This window comes from Dyadobacter chenhuakuii (genome assembly GCF_023821985.2).
Taxonomy (GTDB): Bacteria; Bacteroidota; Bacteroidia; order Cytophagales; family Spirosomataceae; genus Dyadobacter; species Dyadobacter chenhuakuii.
On record NZ_CP098805.1, the window covers coordinates 3,072,198 to 3,095,371 of the forward strand.

Sequence of the window (23,174 nt, forward strand, 5' to 3'; positions counted from 1 at the left end):
ATTCCCTTTCAATGCAACCGTTCCGAATTGCTCTGTTTCAGAATTGCATGGATTTCAGGAAAATTGTTTTCCTGGTGCTGTTCATTGAACTATGCTTTTCGGGAAATGGGGTTTTCGCAAATAATGAGCAATTCCGGTTTGCTGAAAAAGCCAATCTGGCCCTTCGGCGCACGGCGCATTTGCTGTTACTAAAAAACGGCGATTCACTGTCAACCATCCCGCCCGTAAAGCAAACTGACCCGAACACATTCTCAATCCGGATGGAGCATTTTTTTGATTATGAGGAACTTCCGGCGTTACTGAAACAGTCGCTTGAAATGCAAAACGTTAGTCGCGGCTATAATGTAATGGTGCTGAATTGTGCGGACGGAGAAGTCAAGCTCGGCTATAATTTCCTTGAACTTAACCAAAAAGACGGCGTTGCCTGCGGTGGCAGAAGACTGGAAAAAGGCTGTTACCAACTGAAAGTCAGCTTCATTCCTGAAAACAATGAGACTAAAACCGCAAGCGGAAACTGGTGGCTGCTGCCGTTTGGAAGCGCGCTGGCCGGTCTGGGTTTCATGGTTTGGAACAAAACCAGGCACAAAAAGGATTTGAGGCCCATTTCACCCGCTGCCAACATTACTATTGATACCCGGACACGCCTCGGCGCCTCGCTTTTTGACATTAGTAATCAAACATTGATTTCCGGCGATGCCACGCACCAGCTTACATTCCGCGAAGCGAAACTGCTCGCATTGTTTGCCAAAAACCCGAACCAGGTTCTGGATCGCGACTTTATTCTCAAATCCGTCTGGGAAGATGAAGGCGTAATTGTGGGCCGCAGCGTAGATGTGTTCGTTTCCCGGCTCCGCAAAATGCTCGCTAGCGATCCGGCTGTGAAGATTACCGCCGTCCACGGTGTTGGATACAAAATGGAGGTCTTTTCCTGAAATTTCCAGCGCACGCTTAACGCTTTCCGCAAGCATTTTATCCTATTTCCTGCACTTTCTTCATCATCGTCCGATACCGTACACGTTTGTACGAATTCGGACGGTTCGGGTTTATAATCAAAAATGAAACTACTTACTATCAATAAGTTAACCTTTTGGCAAGCCTTTTTTTAATAAGACTGGCATAAGAGACGGAGGTATATGCATTTGTTTTTAAATGTGCTTGTCTGTAATTATACCAAAAATCTCAAACCCAACATTTTTTATGATTAAGTTAGAAAAGATATCCAAATATTACCCGGCAGGTTTCGGCAAAACGTATGTGTTGCGCCACATTGATTTACACATTAAAGAAGGCGAGTTTGTATCGATCATGGGACCTTCCGGTTCCGGAAAATCGACATTACTGCATATTTTAGGGTTACTCGAAGAACCATCCGAGGGCGAATATCTTTTCCTGGACGAACCCGTTCAGAAACTGTCTGAGAAAAAGCGGACTGAACTGCACCGCCACCACATAGGATTTGTTTTCCAGGCTTATCACCTCATCGACGAACTGACTGTTTATGAGAACATTGAAACACCATTACTGTACAAAGGAACGCCAGGATCGGAGCGTAAAAGCAGGGTTGCAGAATTGCTCGACCGCTTCAATATGGTTGCCAAAAAAGACCTTTTCCCCCACCAGCTTTCCGGTGGACAGCAGCAACTAGTAGGCGTTGCCCGTGCTATTGTGCATAACCCGAAAGTGATTTTTGCAGACGAACCAACCGGCAACCTGCATTCTGAGCAATCAATCGAGATTATGGAATTATTTCAAAAACTTAACCAGGAAGATAAAGTTACCATCGTTCAGGTAACCCACTCGGAAGTCAATGCCGGTTATGGAAACCGGATTGTACGCTTAAAAGACGGGTGGTTAGCCTAGCATTATCTATTAGCCATGAAACATTTAATTTTACTTTTATGCCTTTTACCGGTTTTCGGGAAAGCGCAATCTACGCTCAGCCTCGCTGAATGTGTGGATCTGTTGATCAAAAACAACCTTACCTACAAACAAGGAAGCCTTCAAGCGGAAGCTGCTCAGGCTCAATTGCGCCAAACGCGGTCGCAGATCCTGCCGCAAATTTCAATCACGGCGGATCAGAGCTTGAATATCGGTCGCAGCATTGACCAATATACCAATACGTATATAGACCAGGTTTATGGTTATAATGCGATTGGAACGGGTGTTAGTATTCCCATTTTTCAGGGTTTTAAACTACAAAATCAAATCCGCCAGGGAACATTGCTTAAAGAATCGGCAGTAGAGAACCGCACCGCCGTTTTGAATGCGCAAACTGTTCTTTTAATGCAGGGTTATGTGAATGTTTTGGCAACCAATGCATTGCTGGATGCTGCTAACCAGCAGGTTGAATCATCAGCTCAGCAAGTTGACCGGGTAAGCAAGCAAGTAGATGCCGGAATTATTGGATCCAACCTCTTATTTGAAATTAAATCGCAGCTTGCCAATGACAAATTTGCCCAGGTAACAGCGCTTAACAATTACCGTACAGCCCGTCTCGCATTGTTTCAGCGGATCAACATTAGTCCCGACGATAAAGTCCAGTTCGAGGCATTGACCCCGAAAGAAACCATTCCCCAGGCAGATAACGCAACTGCCATTTATGAAGATGCGCAAAAGACCTTTCCGGAGCTCCGGAGTGCGGAGTTATATCGCCAAAGCTTTGCGTATCAGGTCAAAAGCATTAAAGCAGACAATTACCCATCGCTGAGTTTGGGCGGCAATATGCGGGCTTTTTATGCTTCCACCAATGCTAATCTTGATTATTTCAAACAATTGAACGCGACTCGCAACGGCTCCATTGGCATAAGCCTGAACATCCCGATCATGGGTCGCTGGGTAACGCGTCCGCGTGTTGAGTATGCGAAAGTACAGGAACGCCTGGCGCAGAACACATTGGATGTAACCAACCAGCAACTCAGACAAGCCATTGAACTCGCCGTGCTCAATCTCAATGCCATGGCCGATAAATATGCGGCAGCAACCGGACAGGTGGAATCGTTGACCGCCAGCTTTGCAGTGGTAGAAAGTAAGCTGAATGCTGGGATTGCCAACATCTTCGAGTATTCACTTGCCAAGGCCAATCTTGCCAAAGCACAGGCCAATGCCATCCAGGCAAAATATGATTATGTCATGCAGCAGAGATTATTGCAATACTATCGTCAGGGCAACTGGACGGGCGTATTTTAAGATATAAAAGAATGTTAGGTTAAATTTGGTATCGGTAATCTTTAACAGGCAGTGACATTCTCACTGCCTCTTTTTTTGTACTATTTGCTTAAATTAAGTTAAATAACTAATTGGTTACATAAACATTATTATCTTGCTTCAACTAACTAAAACATCAGCTATGAGAAAACTTATCCTCTTCTCGTCCCTCGGGATTTTGTGCCTGGTTGCCGAGGTCCGGGCGCAACTTCCGAAAGGCACCCGATATTGGGGCGCCACTATTACTTCCAATGGAGAAGCCACCACCCAGAAATCCAATGCTTACAAAGCAAATGCAAAACTCTCAAACATTTATCCGTCCCTGAGGACCGGTTGGGTTTTCAAAGAGAATACCATGTTTGGCATTGACCTAAGTCCGTCTATCAGCCTGTCGAGAACTAAAAACGATTTTTCCGGAACTGAAAGCAAATATAAATACGACGGACTGGCCGTAAATCTGACTCCTTATCTCAGAAAATACAAACCATTGAGCCCCAAATGGTTGTTATATGTTCATTCGGGAGTAAGCCTTAGTTATGTGAGAACCAAAAATACCGGTGACGAAGAATCCAGGATTAAAAATGGCTATGGTGCGGGAATCAACATTGTACCCGGCGTTGCGTATCGGCTGACGCCGCGTTTCTGGATTGAGTCGGACGTGAGCGTTTTCAATCTTAACCTTTCGTACGTGAACTTCAACGATAGCAACAACATCAATTTTGGAACAGGGTTAAGGTCTGAAATTCAGCAGTATTTTACGTTACGCGCTGCATGGTATATCCAAAAATCTAACTAACCGACGCCATGAAAAAGCAAATATTAATCATATTGTTACTGCAAACCTGCCTTGCAACGGCAGCAATGGCCCAGCTTGAAGGAAGGCGGTTCCTGTCGGGCGGCATAGGCGTGAATTTCACGAATAACAATCCCGATCTGACCGAAGCCACGAATAACTACGGCGGAAATGTCAACATTGGTGTCGGAAAATTCACTACGCAGAATAAAGCAGTTGGCTGGAACCTGACCGGTTATCTCGGCGGAGCCAAGACCTTACGCTATGTCAACGGTCAAAATGAGTCCCATAGCGGGATCAGCCAATATGGAATTGGTGTGGGGCGGTTCTGGCAGTTTTATAAGCATTTCAACGAAAAAATCGGCATCTATGTCGGCCCTAACGTAAGCGCCAACTACAATTACAGAAAAGAACGGATTGACGAACAGAACGATGTCAATGATAAAAAAACCCATGAGACAACGCTCGCATTAGGCGTGGGTGCTGGTGTATATTACAGGTTGTCGGAAAGATGGTGGCTGGATGCAAGTCTTGGATTTGCCACTCCGTTTTCGTTGGGCTACACCAAAATCAACAATGATTTTATCGGATCCAATACGAGCTCAACATCAAGTCAATTCACTTATAACCTGTCGCCGTCCTTCACTTTCCCAAGCGTCGGATTGGGGTTGCGTTATTTTTTGGCTCATTAAAAAGCTGCCCGATTTCTAATTTTTAAGACTTTTTACATTAAAAACACTGTGGATATGCCTTCTCTGGTATATCCACATTTTTTATATTAATGAAAAAATATACCCTGTTTCTCATTCTCGTTTGGCTGAGCGCTTGTCACAAGCCCAACACTGCTAATTTAGCAGAACCCTGGCAGCCCGATTACGACGTAAAAAGATCTGAGTCGTCGATTGAAGCATATGAGAAGAAGGATGCCATAAAAATGCCTGCGACCGGTGGGATCGTTTTTACCGGAAGCTCGTCATTTACCAAGTGGCAGAATGCAGCCGAAGACCTTGCACCGCTGCCTATCATCAACCGCGGTTTCGGCGGATCAACATTCCCCGAGGTAATTTATTACGCGCCCCGCAACGTATTGAAATACAATCCTAGAACAATTGTGACCTATTGCGAGAACGATATGTTCGGCAAAAAACCCAAGACGCCTGAACAGGTCCGGGACGAATACGTTACGTTTGTAAAACTCGTACGCGGCAAACTGCCTGATGTGCAGCTATATTTTGTTTCACTAAAACCTTCTCCGTCCCGGTGGGCGAAAAAGGAAGATGTGATCAAGGCCAATCAGCTGATACAGGAATACATTAAGAAAGACAAAAAACACCATTATATAGATGTCTGGCCAGTAATGTTGAAAAACGGCCGGCCGGACGGGAGCATATTTGTCGGCGACAGCCTGCATATGAATGATGAGGGTTACCGCCGGTGGACTAAGGTTTTCAAGCCGATTCTGGAAAAGGCATTGTAGCGAAAATGTCTGGCCTGGCAGCTAAATCCAAAGATTTTAAAAGAACAGTAAGGGTATTGGTTTTAACGTAAAGTCACTATATTAACCGAAAAATACATTTCCGGGTAAAAAAGTGATATCGCATTCAAATAATGAAAGTAACAGCGGTTTTTGACATTGGCAGGACCAATAAGAAGTATGTACTTTTTGATGAAAAGTATCAGATTATAGATGAATTTTCAGAGTCACTTCCGGAGACAACGGACGAAGACGGGTTCCCGACCGAGGATATTGAACTGCTAACCAAGTGGGTGCAGGATCGCTGGACAGCTTTACTCGAAGATCCGAGATATGATATCAAGGCAGTGAACGTGGCCGCATATGGTGCCAGTCTGGTGCATCTGGATGCTTCCAATAAGCCGCTTACACCATTGTATTCTTACTTAAAGCCTTTTCCTGAGGATCTTTTAAAGCAATTTTACAGCAAATATGGCGACCCGACGCGGCTTTCCCTGCAAACGGGTTCTCCGGCGATGGGCATGTTAAATTCGGGCATGCAGCTTTACTGGCTCAAATACACTTACCCCGACATTTACAAGCAGATCGCTTCAACATTACATTTACCACAATACATTCTCTATCTGCTCACAGGCCGTAAAGTGAGCGATTACACTTCATTAGGCTGTCATACAGCACTCTGGAGTTTCGAAATGTGGGATTACCACGAGTGGGTGAAAGAAGAAGGAATTCATAAAAAGCTTGCGCCCGTTTTGGCGTCCTCTTCATTTATATACAGGCATAATGACAAGGGCATTCAGTCTGGATTTGGCTTGCATGATAGTTCCTCTGCGCTGATTCCATACCGCATGGCTGTTAAGAAGCCATTTGTATTGCTGTCAACCGGAACCTGGTGTATTAATTTCAATTCATTCGCTTCCAAGCCGATGACTTCCTATCAGCTCGAACGTGATTGCATGAACTACCTGACGCCCGAGGGCAGCGGGGTGACGGCTTCTCGATTGTTCTTGGGCAGGGAGCACGATTATCAGGTTGCGCGCATTGCGGAATATTTCCGCGTAGAGCCGGATTTTTACAAAACTGTTGCCTTTGATGAAGCAATCTTGAAACAAGATACGCCTCCTTTTTATACCGCTTGCATGGTCGGAAACGGACCTTCACCTGAGCCAAGCCCACAAGACTGGCAGATCAGCGCATTTGCTTCAGCTGAAAGCGCCTATCATCATTTGATCAAAGGACTTACAGAATTGCTGTTCAAATCACTCGATCTGATCGGGATCAATGATGTGCAGGCGATCTATATTGACGGGGGTTTTGCAAGAAATGAGATTTTCACGAAGCTTATCGCGCGCAATTACCCGAATCACACCGTTTACGCGACGGACCTTCCTTATGCAACGTCCTTAGGCGCTGCATTGCACGTGACAAGGCCACAAACATTCGATTTTTCAAAAGAAATTTACGAGATAGAAGCACAATGATCCACTAACTGATCCTGCTCCAATTGGTCGCCTCCTTGCCCATATGCTCAATATGCGCACGAATGGGTTGGTTTACAGGTTGGAGCAGGTCAGGATCTGCATTCAGGATTTCCTCTGCTGATATTCTCGCTGCTTTCAGAATTTCTCCGTCCTGAGCCAGGTTGGCAACCAAAAGATCCAGAAGCCCGCTTTGCTGCGTTCCGGACAAGTCGCCCGGTCCGCGTAATTGAAGATCCACTTCCGCAATTTCAAAACCATCATTTGTCCTGCACATTGTTTCAATGCGTAGCTTGGTTTCCTTGCTGATTTTATAATCGGTGATCAGAATGCAATAGGACTGTTCGGCGCCCCTTCCTACCCTGCCGCGCAACTGGTGCAATTGAGATAAACCAAATCTCTCGGCATTCTCAATGACCATTACGGATGCATTGGGCACATTAACGCCAACCTCAATCACCGTCGTCGCCACCATGATCTTTGTTTCCCCACGCACAAATCGCGCCATTTCATAATCTTTATCGGCGGATTTCATCTTTCCATGCAGAATGCTGAGCGGCACGTCGGGAAATGCTCTTGAAACGCTTTCATAACCATCCATAAGGTCTTTCAAATCCATTTTTTCGGATTCTTCAATTAATGGATAAACCATATAGATCTGCCTTCCTTTCGCAATTTCATCTTTCAGAAAACCAAAAACGGATAACCGGTGCGCATCATAGCGATGAACGGTCTTGATCGGTTTCCTGCCAGCCGGGAGCTCATTAATGGCTGAAATGTCAAGATCGCCGTATAGTGTCATCGCCAATGTGCGTGGAATGGGCGTTGCGGTCATAACAAGCATATGCGGGTTAATGCGGCTGTTCTTAGCCCATAACTTCGCACGCTGTGCCACCCCGAAACGGTGCTGCTCGTCGATAATGCACAATCCCAGGTTCTTGAATTGCACAATGTCTTCTATAAGGGCGTGCGTACCTACGATAATGTGCATCGAGCCGTCCAGCAACTGCTTATGGATAAGCTCCCTTTCCTTTTTTTTGGTGGAGCCGGTAAGCTTGCAAATGTTGACACCCAAGGCGTCAGCGAATTTCTTTAAACCCTGATAATGTTGATCTGCCAGGATTTCCGTTGGGGCCATTAAGCACGCCTGAGCATCATTATCCAGCGCGAAAAGCATGGAAATGAATGCGACAATGGTCTTACCGGAACCCACATCGCCCTGCAAAAGGCGGTTCATTTGCCTGCCGGTTTTCAGGTCCTCATGAATTTCTGAGAGAACCCGGATCTGTGCATTGGTTAATGTAAAGGGCAAATGATTCTCGTAAAACTGCTTTACCAGATTAGTATGGCCGAAAATCATCCCGGGATATTCCGTTTTGTGCAGCAGCTTGTTTTTGATCAACCGAAATTGATTGTAAAAAAGCTCCTCAAATTTCAATCTCCTCTGGGCCTGATGCAGCCACGGTGCATTTTGCGGCAGGTGAAAGTTCCAAAGTGCATCAGCCTTCGAGACCAATCTGTATTTCTGAACGAGCGTTTCGGGAAGCGTTTCACGGATGTGCGACCTGGAAACTTCCAGCAGCGATTTCATCATCCGGCTTATCGTCCGGCTGTCGACGAATTTCCTGCGAAGCTTTTCGGTAAGCGGATAAATGGGCTGCCAGAAACCGCCGCTTTCGTTTTCCGGCGTGATCAGGTCGAGCTCCGGATGAGTGATGCTCCATCTGCCGCCAAATGCAACGGGTTTTCCAAAAACAATATATTCCGTATTCGGGCGAAGATTTTTTTCGTACCAGGCAATGCTTTGAAACCAAACGAGTTCCAGTATTCCCGTGCCGTCCGTAAAGTATGCCACGAGCCGCTTTTTGTTTCCTTCGCCGGTAAGGGTCCACTCGCGGAGCCTGCCCTTGATCTGCGCAGCCGGAAGCTGATCATTCAGGTTTTTGATCTGATGAAAAACGGTCCTGTCCTCATGTCGGAAGGGATAATGTTGGATGAGGTCACCAAACGTAAAAATGCCAAGTTCCTGATTCAGGAGAGCCGCTTTTTGCGGACCTACACCTTTCAAAAACTCGATTTTTGTATCAAAGAAGCGTGTTCTTACTGTTTGGTTTGCATCAGAAGTCATTATTCAAATATAGCGCGAATTCGTAAAAAACAAAGATCAGGGCTTTCGGATATGTTAATCAAAGTTAATGTGCCCGTTTCCCAACGGTTTTTGCACTACGTGGTTTGGTTCACAACTTTTGAATGGCGTATTTCGTTGGATTATTAATTTTTATCCACCTAAAATCAATTTTAATCATTTATGAAAACCACATTTTTAACGCTTTTCCTGACATTAGTTTCATTGACATGGGCAGCTGCACAAAGTCCGAGAGTGACAACCGACGGCCCTAATGTCAGCATTGCTTACGGCCAGCCTTCGAAAAAAGGAAGGGTCCTTTTTGGAAAAGAGGGAAGTGAAAGTTTGGAAAAATATGGAAAAGTATGGAGAACCGGCGCAAATGCTTCAACTGAAATCACTTTCAAAAAAGACGGCATGTTTGCCGGCAAAGCTGTGAAAGCAGGCACTTACAGCTTGTTCACAATTCCGGGAGAAAAAGAATGGTCTGTTATCCTTAACAGCGTTCTGGGCCAGTCTGGTGCTTACGACTACGAAAAAAATAAAGACAAAGATGTTTTGAAAGTGACTGTACCAAGCAAAACATATCCTACATCAGAAGAAAAACTCACCTTCAAAGTAAGCGCAACCTCGCTTGACTTCCAATGGGATAAATCAGGGTTTTCTGTTCCTTTGAAGTTTTAATTGGCTTGTCAGCCTGAGCGGACTGGGCCGCTCAGGCTGACAGGTAAGCTTACAAGTTCGCCCGAATCATATTTTCCAGCACTTGCAGGTGATCTGTAAATGCTTTTTGCCCTGCTTCTGTGGCTTTATAGGTTGTCAGGGGCTTCCTGCCCAGGAACTGCTTCTGGAATTCAATGTATTTTGTTTCTTCCAATGCTTTCAAATGTGAGGCGAGATTGCCGTCGGTTAGCTGCAAAAGTTCTTTTAATTCATTGAAACTGAGCGAATCATTCACCACAAGCACAGACATCAGCCCAAGCCTAATTTTACTCTCAAAAACTTTATTAAACTTCTCTAACCACTCCATTTGTTACGGGCCTAAGGCCCCATTCTTGGCGACAAATTTTATCTGTTAAGCTCCATAAACAGCATTGCATCCCGGTTTCGAAGCCAAACGGCCTGGTCACGCTGATTGTTTGCACGCGTTGTCAGCAGCGTCGAAACGAATCCGGTGCCTAATGATATCCAAAAAAAGGTTTTCACATTATTTCTATTTCCCGAAACAAGCGAGTTCACCGACCCTATGACGCCTGCCAGGGATAAAACATAAGCAATGTTTCTAGTCCGGCGGGAGCTTTTGTAAAGCTGAAGCCCGCCTTGCGAGATGATAAACTCCTGTTTCAGCGCCCTTTGTCCTCTGTACAATACATTGTTTTTCACAAAACTATTTCCGCTTTGCAGATAAATGGTCTCCTTATCATACCATTTTTTAGCCATTACCACGGCGCTGTCGGAAACGGACTGGCCGTTGCTGACAAAGGAAAACAACAATAACGCCACGCAAATGAGGCCTTTGGCAACCGTTTTGTTGCTGCTTAACTTTTCCCTTTCGTACCGGTTGTACATGGTAAGGCCATAAATAATGTGCAGTACGCCAAATCCCAGCGCCCAGAAAAGCAGGGAATAGTTGGTCATGAAAAGCGTAAGGCTGCCGAGTGCGATTTCGCAGATGCCCATGTAAAAGAGCTCCGGGTAAGTGAATTTGCTCGCATTAACTAGTGCAATGCCGTAAAAAATCAATGTTGCCGGAAATACGATCCATAACATGCGATGGTAAAGCAGCATAGCCAGGCAAAAGATCCCACCTGTTAAAAGTGGTACAAGCATGCCGATCAACAATCTTTTAGAACTGCCATTCCAGACAGTTAACCCTCTTTTTCTGCCTTTACGTACAGTCAAAATAACGCCCGCAGCCAGCGACAGGATCAGGACACAAATGCCATCGGCAATCAAAAAGCGGGCAACATCTTGCTGGCTGTTATCGCCGTAAGGTGCAGCCGGTGACGCGACGGCAACGAGCCAATCGGTTTTGAATTTCACATAGCCTACCCCGGCCCCGATCAGCGCAAAAACACCAATAAACACACCGCTTAACCCGCTTAGCGACAAGAACTTTGATGACCGCTCCATCAGGTTGCGGATCTCATTCAGGGTGTGCAGAGAGTCCTCGTTCGTATTCATAGAACAGATTGTAAAAGCGTTAAATCAAAAAAGGAGCAAAAATTTCGGGACAAAAATAATCAGGCCGACCAGCACCGCGGAGATAGCCAGAAGCAGGACCGCCGCAGCAGCCGTGTCTTTTACAACCTTAATAACAGGGTGATAATCAGGCATAACGAGGTCTGCCAATTTTTCAATCGACGTGTTAAACGCCTCAGCAGCCAGCACCAGCGCAATTTGAATGATAATAATGGTCCATTCGACGGACGAAATATCGAAAAACACACCGGCTACTAAAACCAGTATGCAGGCCATTAAATGGATGCGTGCATTGTTCTCGTAGCGAAATAGATTGTAAATCCCCACACCCGCGAAGCGAAAACTGCGTGCGGCTTTAAGAAAATCTATGGGTCCGTTCATTTTGTTTGATTTCTGCGAAAATATGGAACGCAAAGTACAACAACATCAGCACGAACGAAAACGTCAATGCGTGTTTTGTGCCTTCCCTTTTGCAAAAATAAGCTCGATTATTTCTTATTAACCTCCTCAAAAGCCTTCATCATCGCCCATTCCCTTCCCGCTGTGTTTGCTTTGAAAGTTTCCAGGCAGCCACGGTCTTGCAGGGTAATGTAGCATGTTTTGCCATTTTTACCGCCGAAGCAAATGTTGGAAACCTTCTTACCAATGGTGGTAATGGTCTGGATTACTTTGCCTTCGGGAGATAGCACGGCAACTTCGCCTTTTCCATGCCTTGCAATGTAAAGATTGCCTTCAATGTCGCAGCGCATGCCGTCCATTCCGCCGTCTTCAAACTTGTGAAGGAGCTTTTTGTTAGATAAAGATCCATCTGGTGCCAGGTCGAAAACCCACACATTCCTTTGCACACTTTCGTTCACATACAACTTCTTTTCATCCGGGCTGACGTCTATTCCGTTGGTAGTCCCCATATTTTCGGCTACCAACCGCGTTTTGCCTTCGGGTGAAACGTGCCAGATCTGGCCCGTCCCCTCTTTCCAGTTCGGGTCGGAACAAAAAATGTGACCTTTTGCGGTGATAGCAAGGTCATTGGGCTGGTTCATTTTCGGTTCGTTGGCAAAGACCGAAATGTCCTTTGTGAGCAGGTTGACTTTCAGCACATTATGCCCTGTAAAATCTGCTACGAAAAAAGTGTTTTTATCCGCAAACCGGATGCCGTTGCCTGTGCTGCCCTTGGGAAGGGTTACGAAAAAGCTTGCACTTCCTTTTTTACTCATAATAGCAACTGTCCCGTCACGGGCGAAATTCACTGCATATACGTTTCCTTCACTGTCAACCGCGGGGCCTTCACAGTTGCTTGTGAATTCACCTTCGTTGGAGAATTTTTTGCTTTTCGTTTGTGCAAAAGATGTCTGAGCAAAAACGGTGCAGGAAATCAGGAGGAGCAAAAATTTATTCATGATCAAGAATTTCAAGGCACTAATTTTTCCATTTGATCGCGCAACCAACCGGCTTGGTAATGGTCGTAACGACGGGTTTTCCGGTCAAAAGATTGCTAACCGCTTCATCCGCATATAACTTGGTAACCCCGGCAGGGTCCTGCGGATTATCGTCGATCATACCAATGTAACGAACCGTGAATTTGGAGCCGTTTTTTTGTAAAATATAAACCTGCGGCGTGCGCCCTGCACCAAACGCTTTGGCAACCTGCTGCGATTCATCCACCAGGTAAGGATAACCATATCCTTTCGAGGCTGCACGCTCTTTCATTTTCTCAAATGTATCGTCCTGATGCGTTCCGGGATCGCTCGGGTTAATGGCGATGACAGGAAAGCCCTGTGCGGCAAACTTATTGTTCAATGCAATAATCCGGTCTTCGTAAGCTTTGGCAAAAGGGCAATGGTTGCTTGTAAAAATCACAATGACGCCCTTAGCATTATTGAAATCACTCAGCGAAACCATGTTGCCGTCCGTATTTTTCAATCGGAAGCTTGCTGCCGCGTCGCCTACCTGATAGCCAGCGGATTGTTTCACTTCAATGAGTGCGATTTTTTCCTCAGATGCATTTGCATCGGACGCAAATCCTACACCTAAAAACATTGCAACCCATAACCAAATTTTCATTTTCCTGTTTTTTATACGCATGCTATCATTAAGACACAAAATATGGAATAAAGTAACAGATCGGATTGTTAAGTTTTGTTAATTCAACGATTCAACGCCATGAAGGCTGGTAATCATATAAAGGTAACGGTTTGTCAAACTTTAACTATACGCACTGAAATATTTGCCGGGAAATCAGGTAACATTTGCGTTAATGCATTGTAATTCTGTACGCAAGTGTCTATCTTTGCACCTCATTTTAGAAATCAGTTTTACATAATTTATTAACATGTACGCAATCGTAGAAATCGCAGGTCAGCAATTTAAGGTTGAAAAGGGTCTCGAAATCTTCACGCATAGGCTTGAAGGTGACGTGAACGCTGCTCTTGTGTTTGACAAAGTCCTTCTGGTTGACACCGCAGGCACAGTACAGGTAGGTCTTCCAACAGTTGCAGGCGCTTCTGTTAAGGCAACTGTCCTTGAACACCTTAAAGGTGAAAAAGTGATCGTCTTCAAAAAGAAAAGACGTAAAGGTTACAAAGTTAAGAATGGTCACCGTCAGTATCTGACGAAGATCAGCATTGACGAGATCGTAGCTTAATCAGTTTTAAATAAAGAAATTATAATTAATAGTTAAGATATCATGGCACATAAGAAAGGTGTAGGTAGCTCGAGAAACGGACGTGAATCGGAAAGCAAGCGTCTGGGAGTAAAATTATTCGGTGGCCAGGTTGCCAAAGCAGGAAATATCCTGGTTCGTCAGCGTGGAACCAAGCACAATCCTGGTAACAATGTAGGCATCGGCCGTGACCATACTTTATTTGCATTGGTTGAAGGTAATGTAGTTTTCCGTAAGACGCGTCAAAACAAGTCATACGTTCACATTGAACCGCTTGCTGTTGCAGCAACTGAGGCTCCTGTTACAGCAGAAGCATAGTCAGCAAAGGTCAAGAATCTGGCATTGAAAGAACCCGAAGGATATTTAGTCCTTTGGGTTTTTTTATGTTTAAAGGAAGGCATCAAACCAAAACCCCGATTTGCTTGTTTAACCTACACAAAGTCATTTACCCGTTTAAAACATACTTACCAAGCCAATGCTAACACGCCCGGTTTTTGTATATACAGAATTAAGTCCGAACCCTAACTCGATGAAGTTTGTGCTCAACTTTGAGCTGGTGCCCGATGGACTTTCGTTTGACTATCCTTCATTGGAAGCAGCTCTGGAAGAAGGAAAAGCTTCACCACTAGCGTCTGATCTCTTTCAGTTTCCGCATGTAAAAAGAGTTTTTATCGCCAGCAATTTTGTCACGATCACCAAGGACGATGCCATAGCATGGGAAGAGGTTCTGCGTGATACAAAGCAGTTTATCAAGATATATTTCGAAGAAAACCATCCCATTTTTGAACAACAGACAATTGATAAAAATACATTGATCGTCGATGAAAGGGATTCTGACACAGTGCAGAAAATCAAGGCAGCATTGGATCAGTATGTTCGTCCGGCTGTGGAATCGGATGGCGGCGCTATTAATTTCCATTCGTTTAATGAGGATTCGGGTGTTGTGAAGGTGTTGTTACAAGGATCCTGCAGCGGCTGCCCTTCTTCTACCCTGACATTGAAAGCGGGCATTGAAAACCTGCTTACGCGTATGGTTCCGGATGTGAAGGAAGTGGTTGCCGAAGGCGTATAAGAACATAAAGCTCATATATCGAAACCCTGTCATTCACTGGCAGGGTTTCTTTTTTTGTGCCGTTTCACTAGTTTCGGCGTATGAAGCAATCGCTGCAAAAATTTTTGGATCAAATTGAAAGTCTGCAATCCAATGGCACCCGCTATTTTCCTGACGGGATATTTCCCGCGCACAGGGAGAATAAACTGATAGGTTACCACCGGCCGGATACGACCATCTTCTTTTCCGCGATCTCTTGCTTCACATTACAATCCATTGCGAAATATGCCGACCCGGAACTGCAAAAAACCATCGAACGGATCTGTAAGAATGTAATCAAAAATTACCCGGATTTCCAGAACAAGGACGGACTTAAAACTTACAACTTCTGGAAAACCAGGCCGTCACGACACTTCCCGAATGGCCACATTTTTCATCGTTTTGAACATTTCCGTATTCCTGACGATGTGGATGATACAGCATTCATTTACCTCACAACCAGCCCTACAGCTAATGAACTAGCCTGGCTGAAAGAGAAGCTCAAACTGCACGCCAACGGAACGAAGTTAAGCGTTCGCAATACATTTGAGGAATATAAAAGCCTAAAAGCCTACTCCACATGGTTTGGCAAAAACATGTATGTGGAATTTGACGTTTGCGTCCTCAGTAATTTAATGTATTGCATTCTCCAATACGATCTTCCTCTGAATGAGCATGATGAAGGTAGCTTGCTTTACATCCGCTCGGTTATAGAAACCGATCGATACATTACTATGCCGTTCCGCTGCGCGCATCAGTATCCGCGGACCCCGCTCATTATTTACCACGTCGCGCGACTGATAGCGGCTTTTGATCCGCCTGCGTTGCAGCCGGTTAAGAGCAAATTTATTGCCGATGCACAGCGCATTTTAAAAACCACCAATCATCCGATGGACAAGGTGATTATCTCTTCTTCGCTCATCCGGCTTGGTGTAAAAACCGAGCGCATTGGCATTGAAAATTTCACTAAAACCGATTTTAACGGCTTCTTTTTCTTTATAGCCGGCCTCCTTACTGCTTACGAGCACCCAATCCTTTACAAGCTCGCTATCAATCCGTTATTTCATATGCATTGGATCTGCGAGGCCCATTGCTGGACACTTCTCGCAGAATATGAGACACTTTGGAACAACACCGCACAAAATATGCGTTAAACTTTCATTCCATAACCGACGAATAACGCAATGTCCGAAGCCACGATTTCTTTACAGGTAAAACACATTATCCAGGAAGCAACCGATGCAAAGACATTCGTTTTTGAAAGAACGAACAAGCAGCCATTCACCTACAAAGCCGGTCAGTTCCTTACATTCCTGATTCCCATGCACGGGCACGAAACCAGGCGTTCGTATTCCATGAGTTCTGCGCCTGATGTGGATGAAGACCCGGCCATAACTGTGAAGCGCGTTCCCAATGGTGAAGTATCGCGCTTCTGGATTAATACGGTAAAAGTGGGCGACCAGCTTAATGTATTGCCGGCTTCGGGCAGGTTTGTATTGGAAGAGTCCTTCGGATCGCCGCGCGACATTGTGCTTATAGCAGCTGGAAGTGGCATCACACCACTTTTTTCCATTTTAAAACAAGCCCTGGTGCAGGAAAAGGAAAGCAACATTACATTGCTATATGCCAGCAGGAACGTGCGGCATGCGCTGTTTCATGACCAGATCCGGCAATGGCAGGAGCAATTTCCGGAACGGCTGAATGTCGTCCACATTCACAGTCAGCCGCTGGACGACTGGAATGGGCTGCGCGGGCGAATTAACAACACCAGGCTGGAACAGCTGGTCAACAAATCGTTGCGTTTCCAGCCCAGGAACGCACGTTTCTTCATTTGCGGCCCTTATGAGCTGATGCGTTCGGTGGAAATAACATTGCATTTCATGGGCTTTTCGTCCTTACAGATCAGGAAGGAGAATTTCATAATTCCTGCTGCACCACCGCCCCCGCCTGTCTCCTACCCGCACGTAATTAAGCTTAATTTTCGGAGTGAGACACATGATCTTTTTGTTCCTGCCCACACCACCGTACTGGATGCGGCCCTGGCGGCAAATATTAAGCTGCCTTACAGCTGCAAAGGCGGAAGATGTTCGACATGTGCCGGGATATGCAGGTCCGGAAAGCTGCATATGAGTGTGAACGAAGTGCTCACAGACCGTGATTTGGAGGAAGGATGGGTCCTAACCTGCTCAGCTTATGTGGATTCCGCAGATGTTTCAATTGACATTATCTAAACCATTTCAAGCAAAAAGCGTACGAATGTGATTTCGTACGCTTTATTATGGATTTAGGATTAGCAGAAAAATGGGTAATTCTGGAAAAGGTTAAAGGTTAGGTTCTTTCAAGTGTTAAGGACGAGGAACGTAGAATATTATTTTATTTGAGATCTTCCTGACAAAATTAATTGTAAAAATGGTTAATCCAATTAAAAATCGAAAAAGTGTTCGAGCACACACGCAAAATGTGTTCTCGGGATCGTACCCGAAAGCGCAGACGTAAATGCATTTGCACTGCGTAAAACTAAACTCTATTCAGGACAATCTCAAATTTATTATAAATAAAATTTGAAAAGTATTGTGCCAGATACATTAGTTTGTTCTAAACTATTTATCCTTCAAATAAAAATTTGATATTCGTCCTGGCAACCGAAAGTGATGGATACAGACACCCCAAGAAAGTGAAAAAGAGAATCGTCAGAATAAAAGACATAGCAGAAAAGGCCCAAACGTCAAAAGGAACCGTAGACCGTGTATTGCACAACCGAGGCCGGGTTGCCGATGATGTGCGTGAGCGTATTTTGAGCATTATCAAAGAGCTTAACTATGAGCCAAATTTCATAGCACAATCACTAAAATCCCAGAAGACTTACAATTTGGCCGTCCTTATCCCCGACCCAGATGCGGATTCGTACTGGGAAGCACCGAAAATCGGGCTTGAAAAGGCGGAAAAAGAATTACGTCAATATGGCGTATACATTACCCTGTTCATTTTCAATTCGCATGAGGAACAGTCATTTATCGCAAAGGCTAAGGAAGTTTCCAAAGAGCATCCCGACGGACTTTTGATCGCACCGGTTTTTTACAAAGAAGCATTGCCTTTTTTCGAAGAATGGGCGAATCTTAATATTCCTTATGTGCTTTTCAACACGCAGATTGAGCATGTAAACCCGCTTTGCTACATTGGGCAGGACTCGTACAGAAGTGGCTCGCTGGCGGCAAAAATCCTGAGTTTCGGCTTGCAGTCGCCTGGGACCGTTTTGGTGGCGCACGTGAATGAAGACATTTCGAACTCTGCCCATTTGATTACAAAAGAAGCTGGCTTCCGCGATTATTTTAAGGCCAGTGACGACGCTGCTTACAAGGTGATCAGCAAGGAGATCAATTTCCCGGATGGAGAAACGCTCGATGACCAGCTGGATGCGATCCTGACAGATGAACCGGAACTGAAGGCCGTTTATGTCACCAATTCCAAAGCATTCGAAGTGGCCTCCTACCTGGAAAGAAAGGCTTTAAAACACATTAAACTGGTGGGTTATGACTTGTTAAAGCCGAACCTCAACTTCCTGGAAAAAGAGATCATTAACTTTCTGATCAACCAAAATCCGCTTGGACAAGGTTACTGGGGAATTCATCAGCTGGCCAACTTCCTTGTGTTTAAAAAGGACATTCAGCCTATCAAATTCCTGCCGCTGGACATTATCACCAAGGAAAACCTGGATTATTATTTGGATCCCCAATAAGGTTTCTCGGATCAGCAGGGTTTTGCATAGTCATGCTGCTTACAAATCGCCGAACTGGCTGTACATCTCTTTCAGCTTAGGTTCGGTTTCTTTGGCACGAATATCCTTGCGCAAAGCCGCTACACCCTGAATGTCTGTTAGTAAGCCCAAAGCCTGGAATGCACCAAATCTTACGAAGTAAGAAGGGTTTTCGCGCGCTAGCCCTTCCAGAACCGGAATGCTTTTGCGCTGCACATCCTGCTTGGATTTGATCAGATACTTTCCAAAAACCTGCAAAAAATTATACTTCTCAGTAGGCTTCATCGCCTTCATCTTGTCTAAAAACCAGTCGAACCGCTCCGGCTGGGCGAGTCCTGCGTAATAATTGCCAACTGATGTGACAATGGCATCATTGGGACTGTTTTCAAATTGTGCGGCTATTTCATTCGCATCGGTCGGTTGCGCCATCAGATATTTTTCTATCGCCACCGAAACGACCTGGTAAGAGCTGTCACTCAATGCTTCCCTGAAAATCGAATCGCTGTTGTTATCACCGAAAGAAGCCAGTGTGATCATCGCTTCCGAGCGCACTTGCGGATGTGCGTCCTGCCTTGCAGCGCTCTGGATCACCTTCTCAATATCAGCAAAACCGTCCCCGTCATATTCCGAGAAATTACTGATCGCCATCTGACGGAATTTCCAGAAAGGATCCGTCATTGCCTTTACCAGAATTGCCCTTGCTAATGTATCCGTAAGGTTTCCTTCCAACGAAGCCAGCGCTTCATATTTATGTAAAAACCGGTCGCTATGCGTGTATTGGAACTCCATCTCACGTCTGTTCTTTTCATGCTCCACAACGCCAAGCAACTGCGCTTCCGCATCGAAAACAACCAGATCAGGCTTTTTAGCAGCTGGGAATTCGAGTGTTTGGTTTACCTTGTCGACTAGCACATTATACTGGCTTTTCTTACCATTGACCCAGACATCCACTTTCAGCGGAAGCCTGTAAACCGTTGTGGCCAGTGTGTCCTGGGTTTGTTTTAATTTCAAAAGAACCTTACCCGTTGCCGCCGCGTATTCCTGCTGGATTTTAATGTTTGGGTGCCCCGGCTTATGAAACCATTGGTCAAAAAACCAGTTCAGATCTTCTCCCGTAACTTTTTCGAAAGACATTCTCAGATCGTCGATCTCGGCGGTCCCGAATGCGTGGCTTTTCAAATAATGCTGAAGGGAAGCAAAAAAAGCATCATCGCCTACATAGTTGCGCAACATATGCAGGATCCGGCCTCCTTTGGCGTAGGAATGGCTGTCGAACATATTTTCACGATCCTTATAAAAATAGCGGATCATCGGCACTTGCTTTGTTTCGGATTCAGCCAGATATGCTTTCATTTCCTGCAAGTTCTGCCAGTCTGCTTCGTACTTTCCGTTGTTATACTCACTCCAAAGATATTCGGAGTAATTTGCAAATGACTCATTCAAAGGAAGTTGCCCCCACTCTTCGGCGGTAACATAATCCCCAAACCAGTGATGCGCCAATTCATGGGCAATAACAGCGTCCGAGTTTCCGTCCACAAGCGACCGGGCGTCATTTTGAACGCCTTCTTCATGAACCGTTGCGGTTGTATTTTCCATTGCGCCCGCCACAAAGTCCCTTACGGCAATCTGTGCGTATTTTTCCCAGGGATATTCTATTCCGAAAACGTTGGCAAAAAAGCCCATCATTTCAGGCGTACGGCCAAAGATTGCGTGTGCATCCTGTCCGTATTTTGGCTCAACGTAGTAACTAAGCTCCAATCCGTTTGGCATCATATCCTTGGCAACGACAAAGTCACCTACGGCCAGCATAGTAAGGTAAGGCGCATGCGGAAGCGTTTGTTTCCAATGGTCGGTCCGCAAACCGTTTTTGCCTTCATTCTGAGCAACTAACAAACCATTTGACAACGTTTTATAGGTGCTGTCTACGGTAATGTAAATGTCCTGGGTAAATTTTTGGTTAGGTGCGTCAATGGTAGGAAACCAGCAGCTGCTTCCTTCGGTCTCACCTTGCGTCCAGATCTGCTTCGGTTTGCCTTCATCCATACCATCCGCATTGATAAAATAAAGTCCTTTGTCGGATGCGCTGTCTCCCGGCTTGTCACGCGGAACGTCATTCGGACGCGCTATGTAATCTATTTTAACAAAAACGGTGTCTTTCCTGGTGTAGCTCTGGTCCAGCTTGATCAGCAATTTTCGCTTATCATAAGAATATTCCAGCTTTTTCTTGACTTTTCCCTGAATCTCTTCCGTGGACAATGATCCATAATCTCCCACCGTGTCCATGAGAGCGATGCCTTTTATATCAAAGCCCTTAGCATCCAGTTCCAGTATGTTTTGCGGATAAAAATGCGGCTTGAACATGAGAACGGCCGACGCCGGAACCTGCTGCTTTTCCCAGTCGAATGCGACATCAAGGCGTGTATAAAGAATATCACTTTTCCTTGGCCGCTCCGGACGGTAAGCGCCCTGTGAGGAAACTGTTCCAGGATTCCTTCTTCTCAGCGTATCTGCCACCTCGGCAGCCTGTGAAGGAACGGAGAACAATAGCAATGCTGTGCAGATAACAAAGATCAAACGGCCCAAAAAAAGCCCCCTATCGTGGCTGGTAACGTCTCTTTTCAAGATGATTGTGTGGATGTATGTCAAAATGTTTTTGTTAGTATTTTTTGTTCTTTTGCTCAAATAAAATATCAGGTCGGCAGGATTCTCCCTGCTTCTGCTGCTCTCCTGGCAGGAATATACGACACCAGCATTGTTATGATAACGACGATAACGCCCGTATAGAGTATATCTTCCCATATTAATTTAACGGGATAGGCATCCACCAGTGACGTTGCCATTCCCATTGAAACAAATCCATATTTCAATTGCAATACGCATAGCAAAATTCCACCACCAAGCCCAGCCAGCGCACCAGACAGAGCCACAATTGCTCCTTCCGCAAGAAAAATTCTCCGGATCAACCCCGGCGTGGCGCCTAATGCATAGAGCATGGAAACGTCTTTCTTTTTCTCAATAGCCAGCATGCTGAGCGAAAAGAAAATGTTGATCGCAGCTACTAAAATAATGAAAGACAAGGTTATAGCCACAAAAAGTTTTTCCAGACGGATCGCACGAAGCAAGTCGGAGTTAAGCGAATCCCTGTCTCTGACCACAAACCGGTCACCCAATTGATCCGCAATCCTCCTGCTTACCTTTCCTTCCTTGTAACCTGGCATAACCTGCACTTCCAGCGAAGATCTTTCACCTTCATATCCCATCAGCTTTTCAACCAATGCGATTGGTGCGATCACGTAATCGTCGTAACGTGTTTCTATAAAAAATATGCCGCCGGGCCTCAGCAGAAGGTGGTTAAATGCTTCTGAAGAGGTCAGGTTTAAGGTTTTGGAGCCGGTTTTGGGATACATTAATTGTAATGGCGTAATAATGTCTTCCAAAGAAATGGATAAAGCATTCCTGACGCCTTCCGCAATGATGCCATACGGCGTGCCGCCCTGGCCATAAAGTTTTAATGTTCCTTCGATGATCGCCGTATCGAGCTGCCCCTGCCGCTGAAATGTGCTGTCAACGCCTTTGAGCCGCACAATGATCTGCTGGTTACCATACTGGGCAAGCGCGTTGTCTTCCACAACCTGCGTAACCAGCCTGACGCCTTCAACGGATCTGACCTTTTGAATCAACGCATTATCTGTTTTAAACCTTTTGCCTTCTGCGGGCGTGATCTTAACGTCCGCATCGAAGGTTTTGAAGATTTTTCGGTTCAGGTCCTCCATTCCATTGAAAACAGAAAGCACGACGACCATAGCCATGGTTCCAACTGCTACGCCAGCCATCGCGATGCGGGCTATGACGCTGATGAAGCTGCGTTTGTTCCGGGAAAAAAAATAGCGGACAGCGATCCTGTACGAAAGATGCATTAGGCAGGAGCTTTAATCAATTGGATTCGTCGTCCTCGTCCGGTTGAGCTGGTGGAATAACAATATCCGAAAATAGCAGGTCCATTTTGGCTGCATACTCGGCAGTATCGTCCATATAGAATTGAAGATGAGGCACGATCCGAAGCTGGTGACGCACCCTTTCGCCCAGTTTCTGACGAATGAATTTGGTGTTTTCCTGAATCGTTTCCAGTAATATCGACTTATTTTTATCGGGCAAAAAACTCAGGTATGCTCTTGCAATGCTCAGATCTGGCGTAACACGCACGGCTGTAATGGTAACAAAAGAGCCATTCGTCAAATGATGTGCGTCCTTTTGAAATATCTCCCCAAGATCCTTCTGAATCTGCCTCCCTACTTTTTGTTGTCTTTTAGATTCCATGTTTCAAAAGTACAAATATCCGGACTTATTTTGTTTTTGTAGAATGCGGAGTTGTAATTTCGTGAAAGTTATTCTGAT

At 45.3% G+C, this 23,174-nt stretch carries 23 protein-coding genes; 14 read left to right on the forward strand and 9 right to left on the reverse strand.

The genetic code is table 11. The features are described 5' to 3' along the window. Positions 1-11 precede the first annotated feature (11 nt). The 7 genes from NFI80_RS12715 to NFI80_RS12745 all read left to right on the forward strand — a co-directional run bounded on the left by NFI80_RS12715 (position 12) and on the right by NFI80_RS12745 (position 6,952). Entirely contained in the window at positions 12-932 is a 921-nt protein-coding gene (locus NFI80_RS12715; protein WP_254414146.1) for a winged helix-turn-helix domain-containing protein, read from the forward strand. 265 nt (positions 933-1,197) lie between these two features. Next, positions 1,198-1,860 (forward strand): ABC transporter ATP-binding protein, encoded by a 663-nt coding sequence (locus NFI80_RS12720; protein ID WP_233795619.1) that lies wholly within the window; start codon positions 1,198-1,200, stop codon positions 1,858-1,860. 15 nt (positions 1,861-1,875) lie between these two features. Next, positions 1,876-3,186, forward strand: a complete 1,311-nt coding sequence (locus NFI80_RS12725; RefSeq protein ID WP_235162841.1) for a TolC family protein — start codon at positions 1,876-1,878, stop codon at positions 3,184-3,186. A gap of 160 nt (positions 3,187-3,346) precedes the next feature. Beyond that, positions 3,347-4,000 carry a putative outer membrane beta-barrel protein gene (locus NFI80_RS12730; RefSeq protein WP_235162840.1) on the forward strand — a complete coding sequence of 218 codons (654 nt, stop codon included), beginning with the start codon at positions 3,347-3,349 and terminating at the stop codon, positions 3,998-4,000. An 8-nt stretch (positions 4,001-4,008) separates the two neighbouring features. Continuing rightward, the gene (locus NFI80_RS12735) at positions 4,009-4,689 is read left to right on the forward strand and encodes an outer membrane beta-barrel protein (RefSeq protein WP_235162839.1); all 681 of its coding nucleotides are present in this window, start codon (positions 4,009-4,011) and stop codon (positions 4,687-4,689) included. Between the two features lie 89 nt (positions 4,690-4,778). Beyond that, positions 4,779-5,474, forward strand: coding sequence for a GDSL-type esterase/lipase family protein (locus NFI80_RS12740; protein ID WP_235162838.1), 696 nt, complete (start codon positions 4,779-4,781; stop codon positions 5,472-5,474). A gap of 131 nt (positions 5,475-5,605) precedes the next feature. Further along, the gene (locus tag NFI80_RS12745; protein ID WP_233795614.1) at positions 5,606-6,952 is read left to right on the forward strand and encodes an FGGY-family carbohydrate kinase; all 1,347 of its coding nucleotides are present in this window, start codon (positions 5,606-5,608) and stop codon (positions 6,950-6,952) included. A gap of 4 nt (positions 6,953-6,956) precedes the next feature. Here the strand turns inward: NFI80_RS12745 and recG are convergent, their stop codons facing one another. Continuing rightward, on the reverse strand, positions 6,957-9,077 hold the full coding sequence (gene recG, locus NFI80_RS12750; RefSeq protein WP_235162837.1) for an ATP-dependent DNA helicase RecG: 2,121 nt from the start codon (positions 9,075-9,077) through the stop codon (positions 6,957-6,959). 180 nt (positions 9,078-9,257) lie between these two features. Between recG and NFI80_RS12755 the strand changes: the two genes are divergently transcribed. Beyond that, positions 9,258-9,758, forward strand: a complete 501-nt coding sequence (locus NFI80_RS12755; protein ID WP_233795612.1) for a DUF2911 domain-containing protein — start codon at positions 9,258-9,260, stop codon at positions 9,756-9,758. A 49-nt stretch (positions 9,759-9,807) separates the two neighbouring features. On the opposite strand, the gene NFI80_RS12760 is transcribed toward NFI80_RS12755, so the two are convergent. From NFI80_RS12760 to NFI80_RS12780, 5 genes are all read right to left on the reverse strand, one after another. Next, the gene (locus tag NFI80_RS12760; protein WP_235162836.1) at positions 9,808-10,104 is read right to left on the reverse strand and encodes a winged helix-turn-helix domain-containing protein; all 297 of its coding nucleotides are present in this window, start codon (positions 10,102-10,104) and stop codon (positions 9,808-9,810) included. A gap of 38 nt (positions 10,105-10,142) precedes the next feature. Further along, entirely contained in the window at positions 10,143-11,258 is a 1,116-nt protein-coding gene (locus NFI80_RS25620) for a hypothetical protein (RefSeq protein ID WP_310587920.1), read from the reverse strand. 24 nt (positions 11,259-11,282) lie between these two features. Continuing rightward, positions 11,283-11,657, reverse strand: a complete 375-nt coding sequence (locus NFI80_RS12770) for a diacylglycerol kinase family protein (protein ID WP_233795610.1) — start codon at positions 11,655-11,657, stop codon at positions 11,283-11,285. A 107-nt stretch (positions 11,658-11,764) separates the two neighbouring features. After that, entirely contained in the window at positions 11,765-12,673 is a 909-nt protein-coding gene (locus NFI80_RS12775; RefSeq protein ID WP_235158223.1) for an SMP-30/gluconolactonase/LRE family protein, read from the reverse strand. A 19-nt stretch (positions 12,674-12,692) separates the two neighbouring features. Further along, entirely contained in the window at positions 12,693-13,337 is a 645-nt protein-coding gene (locus NFI80_RS12780) for a thioredoxin family protein (protein WP_235158222.1), read from the reverse strand. A 268-nt stretch (positions 13,338-13,605) separates the two neighbouring features. On the opposite strand from NFI80_RS12780, the gene rplU reads away from it, so the two are divergent. The 6 genes from rplU (at position 13,606) to NFI80_RS12810 (ending at position 18,761) form a co-directional block, all read left to right on the forward strand. After that, positions 13,606-13,917 carry a 50S ribosomal protein L21 gene (rplU, locus tag NFI80_RS12785; protein WP_026632321.1) on the forward strand — a complete coding sequence of 104 codons (312 nt, stop codon included), beginning with the start codon at positions 13,606-13,608 and terminating at the stop codon, positions 13,915-13,917. A 42-nt stretch (positions 13,918-13,959) separates the two neighbouring features. Further along, positions 13,960-14,253, forward strand: coding sequence for a 50S ribosomal protein L27 (gene rpmA / locus NFI80_RS12790; protein WP_233795607.1), 294 nt, complete (start codon positions 13,960-13,962; stop codon positions 14,251-14,253). A gap of 157 nt (positions 14,254-14,410) precedes the next feature. Then, entirely contained in the window at positions 14,411-15,007 is a 597-nt protein-coding gene (locus NFI80_RS12795; protein ID WP_235162835.1) for a NifU family protein, read from the forward strand. An 80-nt stretch (positions 15,008-15,087) separates the two neighbouring features. Further along, positions 15,088-16,179 carry a hypothetical protein gene (locus NFI80_RS12800; RefSeq protein WP_235162834.1) on the forward strand — a complete coding sequence of 364 codons (1,092 nt, stop codon included), beginning with the start codon at positions 15,088-15,090 and terminating at the stop codon, positions 16,177-16,179. 30 nt (positions 16,180-16,209) lie between these two features. Continuing rightward, positions 16,210-17,256 carry a ferredoxin--NADP reductase gene (locus tag NFI80_RS12805; RefSeq protein WP_235162833.1) on the forward strand — a complete coding sequence of 349 codons (1,047 nt, stop codon included), beginning with the start codon at positions 16,210-16,212 and terminating at the stop codon, positions 17,254-17,256. Positions 17,257-17,699: 443 nt separating this feature from the next. After that, positions 17,700-18,761 (forward strand): LacI family DNA-binding transcriptional regulator, encoded by a 1,062-nt coding sequence (locus NFI80_RS12810; RefSeq protein ID WP_233795604.1) that lies wholly within the window; start codon positions 17,700-17,702, stop codon positions 18,759-18,761. Between the two features lie 39 nt (positions 18,762-18,800). Here NFI80_RS12810 and NFI80_RS12815 read toward each other — a convergent pair whose 3' ends face one another. The 3 genes from NFI80_RS12815 to rbfA are packed head-to-tail and all read right to left on the reverse strand — an operon-like array spanning position 18,801 to position 23,096. Next, positions 18,801-21,578 (reverse strand): M1 family metallopeptidase, encoded by a 2,778-nt coding sequence (locus NFI80_RS12815; RefSeq protein ID WP_235162832.1) that lies wholly within the window; start codon positions 21,576-21,578, stop codon positions 18,801-18,803. Then, on the reverse strand, positions 21,470-22,696 hold the full coding sequence (locus tag NFI80_RS12820; protein WP_233795602.1) for an ABC transporter permease: 1,227 nt from the start codon (positions 22,694-22,696) through the stop codon (positions 21,470-21,472). The genes NFI80_RS12815 and NFI80_RS12820 overlap by 109 nt, the downstream gene beginning before the upstream one ends. A gap of 16 nt (positions 22,697-22,712) precedes the next feature. Continuing rightward, entirely contained in the window at positions 22,713-23,096 is a 384-nt protein-coding gene (gene rbfA, locus NFI80_RS12825; protein ID WP_026632313.1) for a 30S ribosome-binding factor RbfA, read from the reverse strand. Positions 23,097-23,174 lie beyond the last annotated feature (78 nt).